The sequence below is a fragment of the Streptomyces sp. DSM 118878 genome, from assembly GCF_052936595.1.
The window spans coordinates 3,932,188-3,948,824 of the sequence record NZ_CP193622.1 but is presented as its reverse complement, the minus strand read 5'-3'; the positions used below and the strand labels follow the sequence as shown (position 1 = coordinate 3,948,824).

Here is a 16,637-nt window from a genome sequence, read left to right as displayed (position 1 = left end):
CCCTGCTCTCCCGGATAGCCCGCCGCCTCGCCGGCCTGCTCGCGACGCTCTTCGCCGCGTCCTTCGTCATCTTCGCCGCCGTGTACGCGGCGCCCGGCGACCCCGCGGTGTTCCTCGCCGGGGGCCGCGACAAGCTGACCCCGGAGCGGCTCGCGAGCGTCCGCGCCCAGTACCACCTGGACGAGCCGCTGTTCGTCCAGTACGGACGCTGGCTGTGGGACTGCGTCCACCTCGACCTGGGGCGGTCCTTCAAGTACAGCGACCAGGTCGCCGACCTCGTCGCGGCCCGCTTCCCGACCACGCTCCAGCTCGTCGCCTACGCCACGGTGCTCTTCGTCGTCCTCGGCGTCGGCGCGGGCATCCTCGCGGCGGTGAAGCGCTCCACCTGGGTCGACTCCCTGGTCGTCGGCGGCACCACCCTGGCCGCCTCGGTCCCCTCCTTCGTCGCCGCCATCGCCCTGGTCTCGCTCTTCGGCGTCCAGCTCGGCTGGTTCCCGGTCACCGGCAGCGGCGAGGGGTTCACCGGCACCCTGCGCCACCTGACCCTGCCCGCCCTGTCGTTGGCGCTCGGCGCCCTCGCGATCATCAGCCGTGTCACACGCCAGGCCATGGCGGACGCGGCGGCCTCCGACCACGTGGAGGCGGCCCGCGCCTCCGGCGTCCCGGAGCGGGACATCATCCGCCGCCACGTGCTGCGCAACGCGCTCGGCCCCATCGTCACCATGTGCGGCCTCGTCATGGCGGGCATGCTCGCCGGCACCGTCGTCGTCGAGACGGCCTTCGGCATCAGCGGCATCGGCTCGCTCCTCGTCGGCGCCATCAACACCCACGACTTCCCGGTCGCCCAGGCGGTCCTGCTGCTCATGGTCACCGGCTACATCGTGGTCACGACGCTGGTCGACCTCGTCCACCCCCTCCTCGACCCCCGCGTGAAGGGAGCCACGTCATGACGGCCACCGCGGTAGCCCCGGCACCGCTGTCCCTGCGCGGCAAACGCCCCGTCGGCGTGCTCATGGCGGGCGCCTTCCTGGCCCTGGTGGTCCTGGCGGCCCTCTTCGCCCCGCTGCTCGCGCCCTACGCCCCGGACGCCATCGACCTCTCCGCGTCCCTCGTCGGCACGGGCGGCGAGCACCTGCTCGGCACCGACTCCTCCGGCCAGGACCTGCTCTCCCGCGCCCTGTACGGAGCCCGCACCAGCCTGATCGCCCCGGTCCTGCTGCTCGCCGTGGCCGCCCTGCTCGGCATCTCGCTCGGGGTGCTCGCCGCGTGGCGGGGCGGCTGGGTGGACACCCTGGTGTCCCGTCTGACGGACGTGATGTACGCCTTCCCCGGCCTGCTGTTCACCGTCCTGATCATCGCGGTCTTCGGCGCGGGCATGACGACCTCCGTCCTCGCCCTGGGCCTGGCCTTCACTCCGACGATCGCCAAGTACACGCGCTCCCTGGCCCTCTCCGAGGCCCGCAAGCCCTACGTCGACGCCTACCGCGTCCTCGGCATGGGCGGCGCCCGCATCTGCGCCCTCCACGTCGTACCGAACCTGGGCCGCGCGGTCCTTGGCTACCTCGTCGTCCTCTTCGGCGAGGCCCTGATGTCCCTGGCGACCCTCTCCTACCTGGGCTTCGGCGCCCAACCGCCCTCCTCCGACTGGGGCCTGATGGTCCAGGAGGGCCAGGCCGCCGTGGTCCAGGGCGCCCTGCTCCCCGCCATGGTCCCGGGCACCGCCATCGCTCTGGTCGTCGTGTCCTTCAACGTGGCCGGCGTCTGGGCCGCCGACCGGCTGGGGGGCAGGTGAGTGATGTCGACAGTTGATGTCGCGGGCCCGGGGGGTCGCGTGCGGGGTGTGGTCGGTGTGTCGTCCGTCGGTGGGGTCGGGGCTTGGTCCGCCGGCCGGTCAGGAAGTTGGTGAGCCATGTCGCTCCTCGATATCGCGGACCTGACGGTTCGCATCCCGGGTACGGCGCGCCCGGTCCTGGACGGGGTCACCCTGAACGTCCGGCCGGGCGAAGTCGTCGCTCTCGTGGGCGAGTCGGGCTCCGGCAAGTCGACGACGGCCAAGGCGGCCATCGGGCTGCTGCCGCCCGGCGCGACCGCGTCCGGGCAGGTCCACTTCGCGGGCACGGACGTCCTCGGCCTCACCGGCGAACAGCTCCGCGCCCACCGCGCGGGCCCCGTCGGCATGGTCCACCAGGACCCCCGCGCCGCCCTCAACCCGGTGCGCCGCATCGGTGACTTCCTCACCGAACGCGGGGCGACACCCGCCCGAGCGGCCGGACTCCTCGCGGCGGTGGGGCTGTCGGAGCCGGAGCGCCGGCTGCGCCAACGCCCGCACGAACTCTCCGGCGGCATGCTCCAGCGCGTCGTCATCGCGGGCGCGCTCGCCGCCGAACCCCGCCTGCTCCTCGCCGACGAGGCGACCAGCGCCCTGGACGTCACGACCCAGGCGGAGATCCTCGCCCTGCTGCGCACCTTGCGCGCCACCCGCGACCTCGGCCTGCTCCTCATCACGCATGACCTGCACCTCGCCGCCGCGTACTGCGACCGGGTGTACGTGATGTACGCGGGCCGAGTCGTGGAGGAACGCTCCGCCAAGGCCCTCTTCGCGACCCCGGCCCACCCCTACACCCAGGGCCTCCTGTCCTGTTCACCCACGCTGAACACGCCCGCCCGGAGCACCCCCGCTCCCCTGACCCCGATCCCGGGCCGCCCTCCGTCCCTCTCGGACACCTTCACGGGCTGCCCCTTCGTGACCCGTTGCCCGGTCGCGGAACCGCCCTGCGAAACATGGCCACCAGAGCCGGCGGCCCTGCCGGACGGCGGCACGGCATCGTGCCGAGTACTCCCCATGGAGGCGAACCAAGGATGACCGAGCACCTGCTGGAGGCGGCCGGCCTCACCAAGACGTACGGCCTGCCGGGCGGCGGCCACCACAAGGCCGCCGAGGACGTCACGTTCACCGTCCCCGCGGGCGGGGCCCTGGGCATAGTCGGGGAGTCGGGCTCGGGCAAGACCACGGTGGCGAGGATGCTCGTGGGCCTCGTACGCCCCGACAAGGGCGAGATCCGGGTCGAGGGCACCCCCAGGAGCCCCCGGCCCCCGAGGGGGAAGACCGCCCGCCTGGCCAGGGCACGGCAGATCCAGATGGTGTTCCAGGACCCGTACATCTCCCTGGACCCCCGGCTCACGGCGGAGCAGTGCGTACGAACGGCCCTGCGCCTGCACGGCAGGGACGAGTCCACGGCGGCCGGGCTCCTGGACCAGGTGGGCCTCGGTACGAGGGAGGCGCGGGCCCGCCCGAGGGAACTCTCCGGCGGCCAGCGCCAGCGCCTGGCGATAGCGAGGTCCCTGGCCGTCGACCCGAAGATCCTGGTCCTCGACGAGGCGGTGGCGGCACTGGACGTGTCGATCCAGGCGCAGATCCTGAAGCTGCTGGACGAGATCCGCGGGGACACGGCGGTGGCACTGGTCTTCGTCAGCCACGACTTGGCCGTGGTCCAGCACGTGACGGACGAGGTGCTGGTGATGCGCAGGGGCAAAGTGGTGGAGCAGGGCCCGACGAACGAGGTCCTGGCCACCCCGAAGGACCCCTACACGAAACTGCTCCTTGCCTCGGTCCCCGGCGAGGGCTGGAACCCCTCAGACGCAGTACGAGCAAGACAGAACCTGCCCGCCTGACCCGGGGGGCCCAGGGAGGCCCAGGGGGTGGCCCAGGGGCAAGGCAAGAGGCCCAGGGGCCAGAAAAAGGCAGGAGCCCCGCTTCCTCCGTTCGCACGGAGGAGCAGGGCTCCTTGGGTACTGCATCCATGTCCGGATCAAGTCACCGGAGGAATCACACGCCCCACTCACGTGGGACGTCCGATCACATCGGGGTGACGTTCTCCGCCTGCGGACCCTTCGGGCCCTGCGTCACGTCGAAGGAAACGGCCTGGTTCTCCTCAAGGGAGCGGAAGCCGTTCGCGTTGATCGCGGAGTAGTGGACGAAGACGTCCGGGCCGCCGCCTTCCTGGGCGATAAAGCCAAAGCCCTTTTCAGCGTTGAACCACTTCACGGTTCCGGTAGCCATAAGCCCTCCTTGGGCCAAAGGGTTGCCCTGCTCCAGAACCAGCGATTGTTTAAACAACTGCATAAGTCTGAAAACGACGAGAGCCCACGGAGTTACATGCTCCGCAGGCTCTGTACTGCAAGGGAAACCAAACTGCAACTTGCGGCGAGCTTAGCACGCAGGCCGGGGAATGCAATAGGGGGCAAGATCACGTCACCCGGATGTTTGACAGGACTCCCGGTGGTGTTGACGAGACGCGCGAGGGACCCGGCGGTCACCTCGTACCGCAGTGGGGCTAGCCTCCACGATGTGGACAATTCTCCCCTGGACGCCTTTGCGGGGGCAGGCGCCGAACAGCTGCCCGACTCCCGCCGCACCCCCCGGCCGCGCGTCGGCCACATCCAGTTCCTGAACTGTATGCCCCTCTACTGGGGACTCGCGCGGACCGGAACCCTGCTCGACTTCGAGCTGACGAAGGACACCCCCGAGAAGCTCAGCGAACAGCTGGTGCGCGGCGAGCTCGACATCGCTCCCGTCACCCTGGTCGAGTTCCTGAAGGCGGCCGACGACCTGGTCGCTTTCCCCGACCTGGCGGTCGGCTGCGACGGCCCCGTCATGTCTTGCGTGATCGTCTCGCAGGTCCCCCTCGACCAGCTCGACGGCTCCCGTGTCGCGCTCGGCTCGACCTCGCGCACCTCGGTCCGGCTCGCGCAGCTTCTGCTCGCCGAGCGGTACGGCGTGCGGCCCGACTACTACACCTGCCCGCCTGACCTGGGCCTGATGATGCGGGAGGCGGACGCGGCCGTCCTGATCGGGGACGCGGCACTGCGCGCGAACCTCATCGACGGCCCGCGCCTCGGCCTGGACGTCTACGACCTGGGCGCGATGTGGAAGGAGTGGACGGGCCTGCCGTTCGTCTTCGCGGTCTGGGCCGCGCGGCGCGACTACGCGGAGCGGGAGCCGGAGGTGGTGCGCCAGGTGCACCAGGCCTTCCTCTCGTCCCGTGATCTCTCGCTGGAGGAGGTCACGAAGGTCGCCGAGCAGGCCGCGCGCTGGGAGGCCTTCGACGCGGACGTCCTGGAGCGGTACTTCACGACGCTGGACTTCCGCTTCGGCGCCGCGCAACTGGAGGGCGTCACGGAGTTCGCGCGCCGGGTGGGGCCGAAGACGGGGTTCCCCGCGGACGTACATGTGGAGCTGCTGGGTCCCTGAGCCCAGCGGTGTCCCGCGGGGGCCCGCGGTCCTTTCATGGGCACGGACGCGGACCCCTATCGGAACCTGTTGTTCCGTTATGCCCGGCCGCGGCTCTCGCCGAATTGAGGTGGGCGGCCCGAGGGATATCGCGATAACCCTTCGGGCGTAATAGTTCTCGGCGTCCGTATTGCGTACGAACGTCATCACGGTGAACGGCAGCCCCTCCCGAATTGCGCGCCCGGCCACAAGGCTGGATATCGGCCCGGTCGGCAAGGACCACCCCGCGCACCGGTTCCGCACTACGCTGATCCGCAGCGGTAAGAGCAGAGGCAAGAGCAGAGGCAAGAGCAGAGGCAAGAGCCAGAGGTAAGAGCAGGGGTACGACGTGCCGGTGACCCGAGGCGCGTCCGGGGGAGGCCAACGTCATGCGTCCGCTCGAAGCCGACGAGCCCACCACGATCGGTCCCTACCGCCTGCTCGGCCTGCTCGGCGCGGGCGGCATGGGCCGGGTCTACCTCGGCCGCAGCGAGGGCGGCCGTACGGTCGCGGTCAAGATCGTGCATCCGCACTTCGCGCTCGACGAGGAGTTCCGTGCCCGCTTCCGCCGTGAGGTGGACGCGGCGCGGCGGGTCGGCGGCGACTGGACGGCGCCCGTCCTTGGCGCGGACCCGGACGCCGCCGTTCCGTGGGTCGCCACGGGGTACGCGGCCGGGCCCTCGCTCACCGTGGCGGTGCGGGAGGGCGGCCCGCTGCCCGTCCACTCCGTACGCGTACTGGGCGCGGGCCTCGCCGAGGCGCTGGCGCACGTACACGCCCTGGGTCTGGTGCACCGTGACGTGAAGCCGTCGAACGTCCTGCTCACCCTGGACGGGCCGCGCCTCATCGACTTCGGCATCGCGCGCGCAACGGACGGCACGGCATCGCTGACGTCCACGGGCGTCTCCATCGGCTCGCCCGGCTACATGGCACCGGAGCAGGTCCTCGGCAAGGGCGTCACGGGAGCGGCGGACGTCTTCTCGGTGGGGGCGGTCCTCGTCCACGGGGCGACGGGGGAGTCGCCCTTCCCCGGCGACTCGTCGGCCGCGCTGCTCTACAAGGTCGTCCACGAGGAGCCCGAGCTGGGGGCGCTCACCGGTGACCTCCGGGACCTCGCGGCGGCGTGCCTCGCGAAGGACCCGGCCCTGCGGCCCGCCCCGGGGGAGGTGGCCCGCCGCCTGGCCCCCGGGGGCGCGGCGGCCCTGGTGGCGGCGGGGTGGCTGCCGGGCCCCGTGGTGGAACGGGTGAGCCGCAGCGCGGTGCGGCTCCTGGACCTGGAAACGGGGCCGGGCGCCGGCGCCGGTGCGGGTGCGGGTGCGGGTGCGGGCGCGGGCGCCGGTACGGGGCCGGGCGCGGTTTCGGCGGAGGCGGTGTCGGGCCCCGTGGCCTTCGACGCCCCGGCGGTGGAGGGGACGTTCGGGCCCCCGGACCCCTCGTACGGCGCTCGGCCGCAGCACGCACCCGCAGCCGCTCATGAGCAACCCACCCGGCAACCCATCCGGCAACCCATCCGGCAACCCACCCGCGAACCCGGCAGGCTCTCGGTCTCCGTGACCGCGGCCTCCGCGCCCGCGGGTCCCAGCGGCCGCGGCCGCAGGGTGAGCTGCACGGTCGCCCTCGCCGTGGCGGGAGCGCTGGCCGCCGTCACGGTGGGTTCGGTGTTCGTCTTCGACCTGCTGCCGAAGAACGACGACAACGCGGCCGACAACGACGGACAGCCTCCCGCGGCGACGGGCGCCCCGCGGCCCACCGACGAGGCGGACTCCAGCACGGTCCCCGCGGCCTACCTCGGCAAGTGGAGCGGCAAGGCGGACGCGAACGGCGGCACGGTCCCGCTGGGCACCTTCGAGGTGACCCTGCGTCAGGCGACGCCGGGCGCCCGCCTCGGCAAGGTCGTCCAGCACGACCCGATCGGCAACACCTGCACCGACGTACTCACCCTCAAGTCGGTGACCCCCGAGCGCCTCGTCGCCACGGGCAAGGGCGCCGAAACGAACGGCGCCCAGTGCGCCCAGACCCCCCACACGATCTACTTGACCCCCTCGGCCAACCACCTCACGTACACCTCGAAGGACCCCTCCGCGGGCAACCCGGAGGCACGTCTGACGCGGGTGGAGTGAGGACGGGGAACGGGGCGTTCGCGTACCCCGTGAGCTGGGGCCCAGCCGGGTCCACTGGCGCTCGCATCGTTGCAAGGGTGCGACAAAGGAACCACTTTCCGCGGCCGGATCCGGTGCGGTAGCGTCCCGTGTGACACATGAGTCTGTTTGCGTTAGCGACACGGGGAGGAAGCCGGATGACGGAGATCGACCGCGGTGCAAAACTTGAGAAGCTTCAGAAGCTCTACGAAGCCTTCCAGAAGAAGGAGACCGAGGTCCGCGACCTGATCTCGCTCCTGGACGGTCAGGCCAACGACAGCCACGGCTTCTGGGCGGGCCCCGGCGCCAACCGGTTCCGTGACGAGTGGCGTGACTTCAAGCCGCAGGTCAGCAAGCTGGCTGACTCGCTGCACGACGCGTACAAGTCGGCGAAGAACAGCCACGACAGGATCGAGCAGGCCACCTCGGCCTGATCCCTGAGCGCGTATGAGCCGGTGCGACCGTTGATCGGTCGCACCGGCTATTTCTTTGTGCCGGGTCAGTCGTCGAGAATCGCCTGGACCGGCGTCATCTGGCCGCTCTGGATGAGGAGTCCACGGCCGACAGGACCGCCGCCGTCGATGGAGAGACGTACGTTGAACAGCTCTCCGTCCGAGGCGCTCTGCGGGGCCAGGATCATGCCCTGGCGCGAACGCCTGGCCTCCACGACGAACCCCCGGTACTGGGAAGACAGCGTGTCCGTGGCGCCGGCCACGACGATGCCGATGCCGCCGTCCCGCCCGCTCTGCGCGACCTCCTCCAGCGCACGGTCCAGCGACGTGTCGTAGAGCATGTCGGCGTCGTCCGCCACGACGGCGTACTTTCCGCCCGCCGCGCCCTCGATCAACGCGGTCAGCTCACGCTCGGAGCTGTCCGCGTTGAGCACGCCGAGGACGCCCGGCTCACCCTCCAGATCGCGCAGGGGCGAACGTCGAGGGGTGACGAGGACCAGCGGCACCTGGTTGGCCAGCAGGCTCCGCGCCGCGACCAGCAGGGCCGTCGAGCGACCGGACTTGGGCGGGCCCGCGATGACGAAGCCGGGCCCCGACTCGTCCAGGTCGACACCGATGGGCGTGAGTTCGTCGCCACCGACGCACAGGAGCGTCCACAGCGGGGACGGCGGTGTGAAGGTGGGGTCGAGCGCGCGGGCCTGGCTGGCGGTCACCCGCATCGGCAGTTCGTCCACCCGCAGGGGGCGGCGGTTGCGCGGCGGAACCGGATGACGGCGGCGCGCCTCCTCCGCGATCCTGCGCAGCGCGGCGACCTGCGCCTGGCCGGAGGGGTCGGCATCGAGCAGCGCGATCTGACTCTCCTGAGCACCCGCGTCCGTGATGCGCAGCGCACGCCCGGCGGGCATCGTCTTCGGCACATCGCGGGCGGAGAGCCCTGCCAGGGAGTACTCGTTGGCATCCGTGAGCCGCAGAATCAGCTTGTCGGCGAAGGACGGCGAGACCTGGCCGCTGAACCCGCTCCGGTCCGCCGTCATGACGACCTTCAGGCCGACCGCGGCGCCTTCCCTGAAGATCTTGACGATCATCTCGACGAGACGGCCGTAGTCGATGCCTTCGAGAGCTGACGTGTAACCCTCCCAGCCGTCGAGCAGGAGGACCATCCAGGGCAGCCGGTCCTCCGGCGCGGCCGTGGCGCGCTGCTCCGTGGCGCTGGACAGGCCCTCCATGGCCAGCATTTGCTGACGGCGCGAGACCTCGGCCGCCAGCCGGTCCAGCAGGCGGCGCACCCGGTCGGGCTGGTCCCGGGTGACCACGGCTCCGCAGTGCGGGAGGTTGGTCAGGGGCAGCAGGGCGTTGGCACCGCAGTCGATGCCGTACAGGTGGACGTCAGCGGGGGAGGTGCTGCTCGCCAGCGCGCCGGCGAGGGTGCGCAAGGCGGTCGAACGGCCTGAGCGGGGACCGCCCGCGAGCATGATGTGGTCGCCGTGCACCAGGTCGAGAGCCAGTGGCGCGCGGCTCTGCCGGGCGGGGAGGTCCGTGAGGCCGATGTGGATGGGGGCGACCTCGTCGGGCGTCGACGGCACGGGGGCCGGCAGATCGGCGACCGACAGCGAATCGGGCAGTGGCTCCAGCCAGGGGCTTCGCTGCGGCCCGAACCGCATCAGTTCCGCACCTTCCCGGATGGCGCCGACGAGGACGCTGAGGTCGGTCACCAGCGTTCCGTCGTCACCGTCCTCCGCGACGCGGGGGGCCGGTCGGCCGAAAGAACCCCAGGACACGGGGGTCGCGACGGCCCGGGGGCGGTGGGAACCGACGCTGGGGCGTCGTCCGCCGATGCGCGCCGACTGCACGGCGACGAGCGACTGCGCGCCCGAGCGGACGTAGGCGCGTCCGGGCGTCGACTTCGCGATGGAACCGGCGTCGGGCGCGTCGATGACGTCCGAGGACTCGGATCCGTCCGTGACACGCAGGGCGATACGAAGGTTGGTGTTGGCCCGGATGTCCGCGCTCACCACGCCGGCGGGGCGCTGGGTGGCGAGGATGAGGTGGACCCCCAGCGAGCGGCCTCGCCGCGCGATGTCCACGAGGCCCGCGATGAAGTCCGGCAGCTCCGCGACGAGGGAGGCGAACTCGTCGATGACCAGCACGAGCCGGGGCATGGGCTCCAGTTCGGGCCGGACCTTCCTCGTGTCGTTGTAGTCCTCGATGTCCTTCGCGGCCGTGTCGAAGAGGATCTCCTCCCGCCGCTTGAGCTCGGCGGCGAGTGACGCGAGTGCCCGCTCCGTGAGGTGGGCGTCGAGGTCGCTGACCATGCCGACGGTGTGGGGCAGTTGCGCGCAGTCCAGGAACGCGCTGCCGCCCTTGTAGTCGATGAGGACGAAGTTGAGGGCGTCCGGACGGTTGGCGAGAGCCAGCGAGGTGATGATGGTCTGCAGCAACTCGGACTTACCGGCGCCGGTCGTACCGGCGATCAGCGCGTGCGGGCCGTCCCTGCGGATGTCCAGCATGAAGGCCCCGTCACCGGCGATGCCGATCGGCACCTCCGTGGTGGAGCCGCCCCGTTGCCAGATGCCGGCGACGTCCGCGCCCGTGGGGTCCGGCATGTCCAGGAGGGACAGCAGCCGCGCGGACGTGGGCAGCGCGGCGTCGGCGTCATCCAGGCTCACATCGCGTACGGGAGCGAGCGAACGGGCCAGCAGTTCACACCAGCCGGGTGACACCTGGTCGGCGAGGACGTCTCCGACCGACTCGAGACCACCACCGCCGATCCCGACGTGGTGGGGCCGGTCGGCGAGGCCACTGATCGCGGCCTTGCACTCCTCGGGCAGGAGCCGCTCGTCCTCGTCTATGCAGATGGCGAAGATGCCGTGGCCGGGGCCCTCCTGGAGGAGCTGGGGAACACCGGGCATGCGTCGCAGCAGTCGGGCGCCGTCCAGGACGATCAGGGTGAAGGGGTCGGGGCGCAGGGTCTTGGACGCCCCGAAGTCCTTGGCGCCGGCCTTCCTGCGTTCCAGCTCGGTGAGGAGCTCGTGGACGCGGCGGCCCACGACCTCCGGTTCCGACCCGATCAACGAGATGCAGTCCTGGCCCAGTTGCGGGACGGTGTGCGGAAGCCAGTGGGCCCAGTCCCAGGCGGCCTGAGCGTCGCCGGCCGATGACAGGACCACGAGCGAGAGGTCCCGCGGGCTGTGCAGCACCGTCGCCTGCGTGACCAGCCAGTGGGCGATGGCCAGGCTCAGCCGCCGGTCGCCGGCCACACCGATGACGCCCAGCTCGGCCAGGGGGACCACGGCAGGGACATCGGACACCACGGGGGGCTCCGGCGGATCGTCGAAGGCGCCGCTCTTGACGGCACGCATCTCGACGTCGGCGGGCAGGTCCGCCATTCCGACCCGCAATTGCAGCACGTCGGGATCGACGAGTCTGCGCTCCCACAGGCGACGGCGCGGACCGGTGGCGAAGAGGAGCACCTGCGCCGGATCGGGATGCGCCTCGCGCCGGGCCAGCTGGTCGGCCTTGGCCAACTCGACCAGCTTGACGTCGTATTCGACGAGCGCCTTCTTGTACTCCTTGACGGCCTTCTTGTGCCGCTTGCGCTCGTGCCGCGCCTCGCTCACCCAGTAGCCGATCATCATCAGCGGGCTCATGGCGCAGAAGAGCAGCGTGTAGATCTGCTTGGTCATGAAGTACATGCCCAGGCCGAAGACCGCCGGGATGAAGGAGGCGAGTAGCTGGAGGCGAGGGCCTTCCCCCTTGACCGGCTCGGCGGGCAGAACCAGGCGAGGCCGCTGCCGCAGCGGTGACAGCCGGGGCGGCCGGTTGTACGCGTAGCCACCGTCGTCCGTGGCCGCCAGGTGAGCGTCGGGCTCTTCCGCCTCGTGAAGGACGATCAGTGAATCGCCGGCCTTGACGAGGGCGCCGACAGGCCAGGCGCGCTCCGATTCGACCGGCTCCTCATTGAGCGTCAGAGGCCCCGCCCCGGGCTGCGGATGGAGTGTCACGCTGCCGTCGACGTTGACGGAGAGCTTGGCGGCGAGCGGGGCGAGGGCCGAGTCGGCGACGGTGAGGGAGCAGGCAGGACCGGACCCGAGGGTCGCCACGCCGACCTGCACACGAGCGATCCGTCCGGCGTCGGGTCCCCCACAGACCCGCAGCTCGAACCGGCCCGTCGGCTCGCCGGCGCGCATGAACGGCCCGATGGCCTCATCGGTGGTGACGCGCACGCCGTCGCGGAGGACGGATGAGGCGGGGGCCGAGGGGTCGCAGTGCCGGCCGTCGACCCAGAGGGAGGCGGCGGTGGTGGCCTGCGGGAAGGGGGACTTCGAAGCGGCGAAGCCTGCCCCGGCAGCGGCGGACCGGACCGCGGAGGACAGCCGCCCGACCGCGAGGTGGGGCGAGGAGGCCGGGCTCGCGCCGGCCAGACAGACCGCCACGTCACCGGCCGTAGCCTCTTCCTCCAGGGTGACCACGACGTCCTGCGGGGCTATGCCCTCCCGCACGACTGTCACCAGGACTCGCATCGTTGTCTTCCTTCCGACCCGCGTGGGGCGATCTCGAATCGCTGAGGTTTGCTACTGATCCGTTTGTTGATAGACCAGCACTGGAACGCCGGGCGCGAACGCGTCGACCGCTGCTTGGAGCTTCTCGGGGTCAAGGCGCCAGAGATTGATCGGCCGACTGTCGAGCAGAAGGTCGTATTCCACATGCGGAGCGACCAGTGCTGCTGACTGTGGCGTCATCCTGCTATTTGGTCCGGGGAGGCGAGGAGCGTCGGGGTGGCGACGGAGACCGATGTGGCTGATTCCTTGGCCGGCCGTTCTCTGATACCAGATAACCATGGACCGGATATCTTTCCACGGCGCAAATGCTTTTTGCTTGTAATACACAGGCGGGGCACCGCCGAGCAGTACACCTTCGCTGTCCACGCGGAGCGCCACAAGTTTCTTCCATCCTGCTCCCGAGAAGAGTTGGAGAGGAGTGCGGAGGAATGTCGCCTCGTAGACTCGCGGATCAGTATTGACCATGGGACACCTATCGGTATGTCGGAACGTAGGCGATGAGCGGCCGCTGCCTACTTGTGGTTGGCTTTCTTCTTGTCTTCTTCTTCCTGGATGCGCTGGAGGATCTTTGTGCGCTGGCCCCGTGCTGCGTCGAGGGCATCATGCAGCTTCTTGCGCTTCCGCCCCCACTCCTCCCGGAAGTTGTCAGCCGCCGGCCCCTTCCATACGTCGTGACCGGAGGTTGCGTCAACAGCATCCAGAGTCCGGTCGATCTCGTCGGCGAACCGCTTCAAGTTCACCAGATCTCTTCTGCATTCTTCGACGCGGTCGCTCATGATGAGGCGCCCCTTCGTGGATTTCGAGAAGTCATTGGGCCGGCAGCGTAATCAGACGAATGATCTCAGAATTAAGGGAACGCTCACTGACGGACCTTGCCTGCACGCCAGTTGGCGACTGAGGTTTGTCGACACGCACAGCCCACACGGAGTTCTCGGTCGCATACGTGGTCACCAGCGGCCCGGGCTCGTCTCCGAGCACGATCAGCTGACTCACCACCAGAGCATTGTTGATCGCCTCGCCGAGTGGACCGTCCACCTGATCGCTTGTCATGGCCATCGGGTCGAGCTGTCGTGTCTTGCTGTCCTTGTCCGCGACGCCGAGCGGATCGACCAGAACCTGCATCATCCTCGCGGCGTCCTTCGCCGAGTCGGCAAGGGTGAAGATGTGCATGCCTCCACCGGTGACCTGCTCGATGAGCATGAGTTCCGGGGAGTGAACATAGACGAATCCATGCACGCTTCCCCGGGACGTCTGCTGCTCAACGGCGAGGGCACTGCTCGCGGTTCGCCGTAGAACCAGGGCCAGGTCGACATCAGGACTGATTCGCATGTCGACATCTGCCGTGCCTCCATTCTCGAACTGCCCCTCAGACCGCATCAGAGCGTCGAGCTCAGGAATATTGGCGATCTCTATGGCGCCGCGGGAGGCGAGCGAGCGGATGGCGGTCGCGAGCACCCACTCACGCTGGTCAGCCTCCAACGTGGCCAAATGGGGTGTGGGCGCTACGACCTCGTCCAGCGCGCTTGGGTCCAATACGGCCAGCTCTTCGTCCGTAAGCTGGATCAGAGGCTGTGTTCCTCCTTCGGACAGGGCGTCTCCGAGGAACTCACGGAATTTCTCCAGCTCGATCCCCAGTTCAGGATGCGGCACTCGGCACTCCTAGCATTCTATGCAGCAGGTAAATTATGGCGGTCGGGACTCTCGCTACATCACAACTTGTGACTGCTCACCAGAAACCAAATCTTTTTACAGAGCTGGGTACGAGATTCGTCACGGCATGTTTGGCTCCGTTCACAATTTCCTTGCCCTTGTCCACCGAGTCTCCAGCCCATTCTTTCGTTGCGTTCCAGGCCTTCTTCGTGTTCCTCTTGATGGCTTCCCTGTTGTCGTAGGCATAGGTTCCAAGGAAGTAGGCCCCTGCTACGCCCAGTGCGACCCAGCCGACTACGGGCACAGCAGCCGCGACGGTCGCACTCGCGCCGAGAGCGGTTGCGGCCCCCGCACCCCCCATGACTGCGCCCGCGCCGGCCAGCTCAAGCCCGCCCATCCCGCGATCGAAGCCGCCCAGAACGCCCTTGTGGTCAGGGAGAAAGAGCTGCTTCGTGCCATGAAGGGCAGCCAGCGGGAGGCTTATCCGGTCCAGGATGCTGAGTCCTGGTGCTTGGTTGAGCAGCGTTGCGGGGAGAGGGATCTTCAGTTTCGTGGTGATGAATGCCCGGGCCGCCTGCTGCCACTTCCACGGCTGCTCGTACAGACCCTCGATGCGCTTGAGCTTGAGGATCTCTTGAATGTACTCGATATTTTTCAGTTTTAGCCGGTCGCCCGTTACACCGAAATACTTGTTCAATTCGAGAACAGCTTTTGCGGCTTGGACGTTCTTGCCCTGCTGCCATCGCTGGAAGAGCTGGAGTGAGGCTTCAATCCCGGATGCGATTTTAGTGAGTTTGAGGGGGGCGGTGGCGTGTGCCTTCAGGTCTTTGAATTCTTCGACGTACTCACCGACTTCCCCCTTCTTGTCCTTCACGCTCTGCCAGGTGTCGAGGACTCCGGTAATCCCGATGAGCATGAGTTCGGCCTTGGGGTCGGCATCCAGGATGCCGATACGTCGCCGGATGTCCTTCGCCTGGTCCTGCGACCAGGTGGATTGGGCCGGAAACTTCCCGAGGTCCCCTTGGTCCCCGTCCCACTTGGCGAGGATCCCGGAAACCAGGGGGCCTTGGATGGAGAGGGCGCCACCTGCGACGTCCAGCGCGGCAGCCAGCTTGCGCGCCTTCTCCTTCTTCATTCCTCGGAATTCGTCTGCCATATGTTTCCCCCGTTGCAAGCGATTGACGTGTTGGTGGGCTCAGGAGCGCGGCAAGTGCCGCCCGTCGCCGGTTCTGGCCGTCAGCGGACGGGCCACGCCCATGGGTGGCATGGCGGCGGCTGCCAGGTACGGCGCGTCACAGTCGACTCCCGAGGGGCAAGGGCTACGTATAGAGGACTGACGCTAGCGACGGGGCTCTTGGTTCGCCAGTGCGAAGCGGCTTGCTGGATAGGGCATTTGCTTCGATAGATCAACGAATCGGATGCCGGGCCTGCCGTCGGACCGTGACTCACGGGCGGATTCATGGGAGGTCATGGGGGGCGAGGCAATCGCTCTCACCGGCGCAGCGTCTGCCCTGCCAGGAGTGCCGGCAGAGCCAATACCGGCAGGAGCCGAGGAAGCCGGGTGGACTAGGGCTTCTTGGCTTCCTTGACCGTCTTGTCGCATTCGCGAGCTTCCTTGCGGAGTTCCTCCGCCACGGTGTGGCATTTCGTCTGCCACTTCTTCAGCTCGCCCCGCGTGTGATCCGCGTGCGGGCCTGCCCACTTCTTCATCGTGGTGGTGGCGTACTTGTGGGGGGAGTCCGCGAGGCCGTCGATGTGGTCCGCGAGGCTCCGAAGTTGGGTAGCCCGCTTGCTGAGCTGTTGCAGCTCGGGGTCGGCCACGTCCGATTCCCTCCGTCTCGTCGGTACTGCGCTACGCCTGTGCAGCCCACTGCTGGAGATATGAGGGTACTGAGGGGCGTCAGTCGCGTCGAAAGCCCCGTCCTGGGCCGTTCCGTTCCTGGGCCGTTCCCGTCCCGGGTCATTCCGAGGGAGTCTCATTCGCCCGGGGGTTGAGGATCCTGTTCAAGGCGTCGGATGCCGCCCCGGACGTCGTCAACTCGATCGTGTCCACTTCCTCGAACAGGATGGCCAGCGCGATGCCGATCGGGTCCGCCTCCCCGGTGACGACGCCGACCGTGCTCATTCCCTTTCCTGTGCTGCTCTTCCTGCGGGTGAGGGAGACGACGGTGCCGGGGCCGCGGAGGACGGCGCCCTTGTCGAATCCCATCACGGCGTACTCGTAGGACTGGTCCTGATACGTGAGCCGCAGGGCCCGCGACGCGTTGCGGATTCCTCGGGCGTTGAAACCGAGTTGGACCGCTCGGTCGTCAACGGCAAGGTTGGCGTTCCGGAGTGTGGGTCGGCCTGGCCCGATCGTCCGGTATACGGCCCCTGGCAACCGCTCGCCCCGCATCCGCACGTCGAGCTGCCGGCTTGCCGTCCTGATGGACCGCTTCCTGTACTCGGCCTCGACGGTGACGTCACCGAAGGCGCCCACGACACCCTGGCGTCCACGCCTTCCCTTGTGGAAGAAAGGGGTGAGTTCGAACTCGAATTCCGTCATGATTCTCTCTGGCGAGGGTTGAGC

15 protein-coding genes are annotated in these 16,637 nt (G+C 68.9%); 7 read left to right on the top strand and 8 right to left on the bottom strand.

The window, feature by feature from the left end; genetic code table 11:
- Positions 1-2 precede the first annotated feature (2 nt).
- From ACRAKF_RS17410 to ACRAKF_RS17395, 4 genes are all read left to right on the top strand, one after another.
- Entirely contained in the window at positions 3-950 is a 948-nt protein-coding gene (locus ACRAKF_RS17410) for an ABC transporter permease (RefSeq protein ID WP_447042041.1), read from the top strand.
- Entirely contained in the window at positions 947-1,792 is an 846-nt protein-coding gene (locus ACRAKF_RS17405; RefSeq protein WP_447038076.1) for an ABC transporter permease, read from the top strand. The genes ACRAKF_RS17410 and ACRAKF_RS17405 overlap by 4 nt, the downstream gene beginning before the upstream one ends.
- 117 nt (positions 1,793-1,909) lie before the next feature.
- Positions 1,910-2,863 (top strand): ABC transporter ATP-binding protein, encoded by a 954-nt coding sequence (locus ACRAKF_RS17400; RefSeq protein WP_447038075.1) that lies wholly within the window; start codon positions 1,910-1,912, stop codon positions 2,861-2,863.
- Positions 2,860-3,672, top strand: coding sequence for an ABC transporter ATP-binding protein (locus ACRAKF_RS17395; protein ID WP_447038074.1), 813 nt, complete (start codon positions 2,860-2,862; stop codon positions 3,670-3,672). Before ACRAKF_RS17400 ends, ACRAKF_RS17395 begins: the two co-directional genes overlap by 4 nt.
- Before the next feature lie 184 nt (positions 3,673-3,856).
- Here the strand turns inward: ACRAKF_RS17395 and ACRAKF_RS17390 are convergent, their stop codons facing one another.
- On the bottom strand, positions 3,857-4,060 hold the full coding sequence (locus ACRAKF_RS17390) for a cold-shock protein (RefSeq protein ID WP_006138897.1): 204 nt from the start codon (positions 4,058-4,060) through the stop codon (positions 3,857-3,859).
- A gap of 336 nt (positions 4,061-4,396) precedes the next feature.
- Between ACRAKF_RS17390 and ACRAKF_RS17385 the strand changes: the two genes are divergently transcribed.
- The 3 genes from ACRAKF_RS17385 to ACRAKF_RS17375 all read left to right on the top strand — a co-directional run bounded on the left by ACRAKF_RS17385 (position 4,397) and on the right by ACRAKF_RS17375 (position 7,841).
- Entirely contained in the window at positions 4,397-5,251 is an 855-nt protein-coding gene (locus ACRAKF_RS17385) for a menaquinone biosynthetic enzyme MqnA/MqnD family protein (protein ID WP_447042039.1), read from the top strand.
- A 407-nt stretch (positions 5,252-5,658) separates the two neighbouring features.
- Positions 5,659-7,389, top strand: a complete 1,731-nt coding sequence (locus ACRAKF_RS17380; RefSeq protein WP_447038073.1) for a serine/threonine-protein kinase — start codon at positions 5,659-5,661, stop codon at positions 7,387-7,389.
- Positions 7,390-7,565: 176 nt separating this feature from the next.
- Positions 7,566-7,841: a WXG100 family type VII secretion target gene (locus ACRAKF_RS17375; protein WP_447038072.1), complete on the top strand. Its 276-nt coding sequence runs from the start codon at positions 7,566-7,568 to the stop codon at positions 7,839-7,841.
- 65 nt (positions 7,842-7,906) lie between these two features.
- Here ACRAKF_RS17375 and ACRAKF_RS17370 read toward each other — a convergent pair whose 3' ends face one another.
- The 7 genes from ACRAKF_RS17370 to ACRAKF_RS17340 form a co-directional block, all read right to left on the bottom strand.
- On the bottom strand, positions 7,907-12,379 hold the full coding sequence (locus tag ACRAKF_RS17370; RefSeq protein ID WP_447038071.1) for an FtsK/SpoIIIE domain-containing protein: 4,473 nt from the start codon (positions 12,377-12,379) through the stop codon (positions 7,907-7,909).
- 51 nt (positions 12,380-12,430) lie between these two features.
- Positions 12,431-12,784, bottom strand: coding sequence for a hypothetical protein (locus tag ACRAKF_RS17365; protein WP_447038070.1), 354 nt, complete (start codon positions 12,782-12,784; stop codon positions 12,431-12,433).
- Positions 12,785-12,930: 146 nt separating this feature from the next.
- Positions 12,931-13,194, bottom strand: a complete 264-nt coding sequence (locus ACRAKF_RS17360; RefSeq protein WP_447038069.1) for a hypothetical protein — start codon at positions 13,192-13,194, stop codon at positions 12,931-12,933.
- 31 nt (positions 13,195-13,225) lie between these two features.
- Positions 13,226-14,068, bottom strand: coding sequence for a hypothetical protein (locus tag ACRAKF_RS17355; RefSeq protein WP_447038068.1), 843 nt, complete (start codon positions 14,066-14,068; stop codon positions 13,226-13,228).
- A 76-nt stretch (positions 14,069-14,144) separates the two neighbouring features.
- Positions 14,145-15,203 (bottom strand): hypothetical protein, encoded by a 1,059-nt coding sequence (locus ACRAKF_RS17350; protein WP_447038067.1) that lies wholly within the window; start codon positions 15,201-15,203, stop codon positions 14,145-14,147.
- A gap of 431 nt (positions 15,204-15,634) precedes the next feature.
- Positions 15,635-15,889, bottom strand: coding sequence for a hypothetical protein (locus ACRAKF_RS17345; protein WP_447038066.1), 255 nt, complete (start codon positions 15,887-15,889; stop codon positions 15,635-15,637).
- A 139-nt stretch (positions 15,890-16,028) separates the two neighbouring features.
- The gene (locus tag ACRAKF_RS17340; protein ID WP_447038065.1) at positions 16,029-16,547 is read right to left on the bottom strand and encodes a hypothetical protein; all 519 of its coding nucleotides are present in this window, start codon (positions 16,545-16,547) and stop codon (positions 16,029-16,031) included.
- Positions 16,548-16,637: the final 90 nt, after the last annotated feature.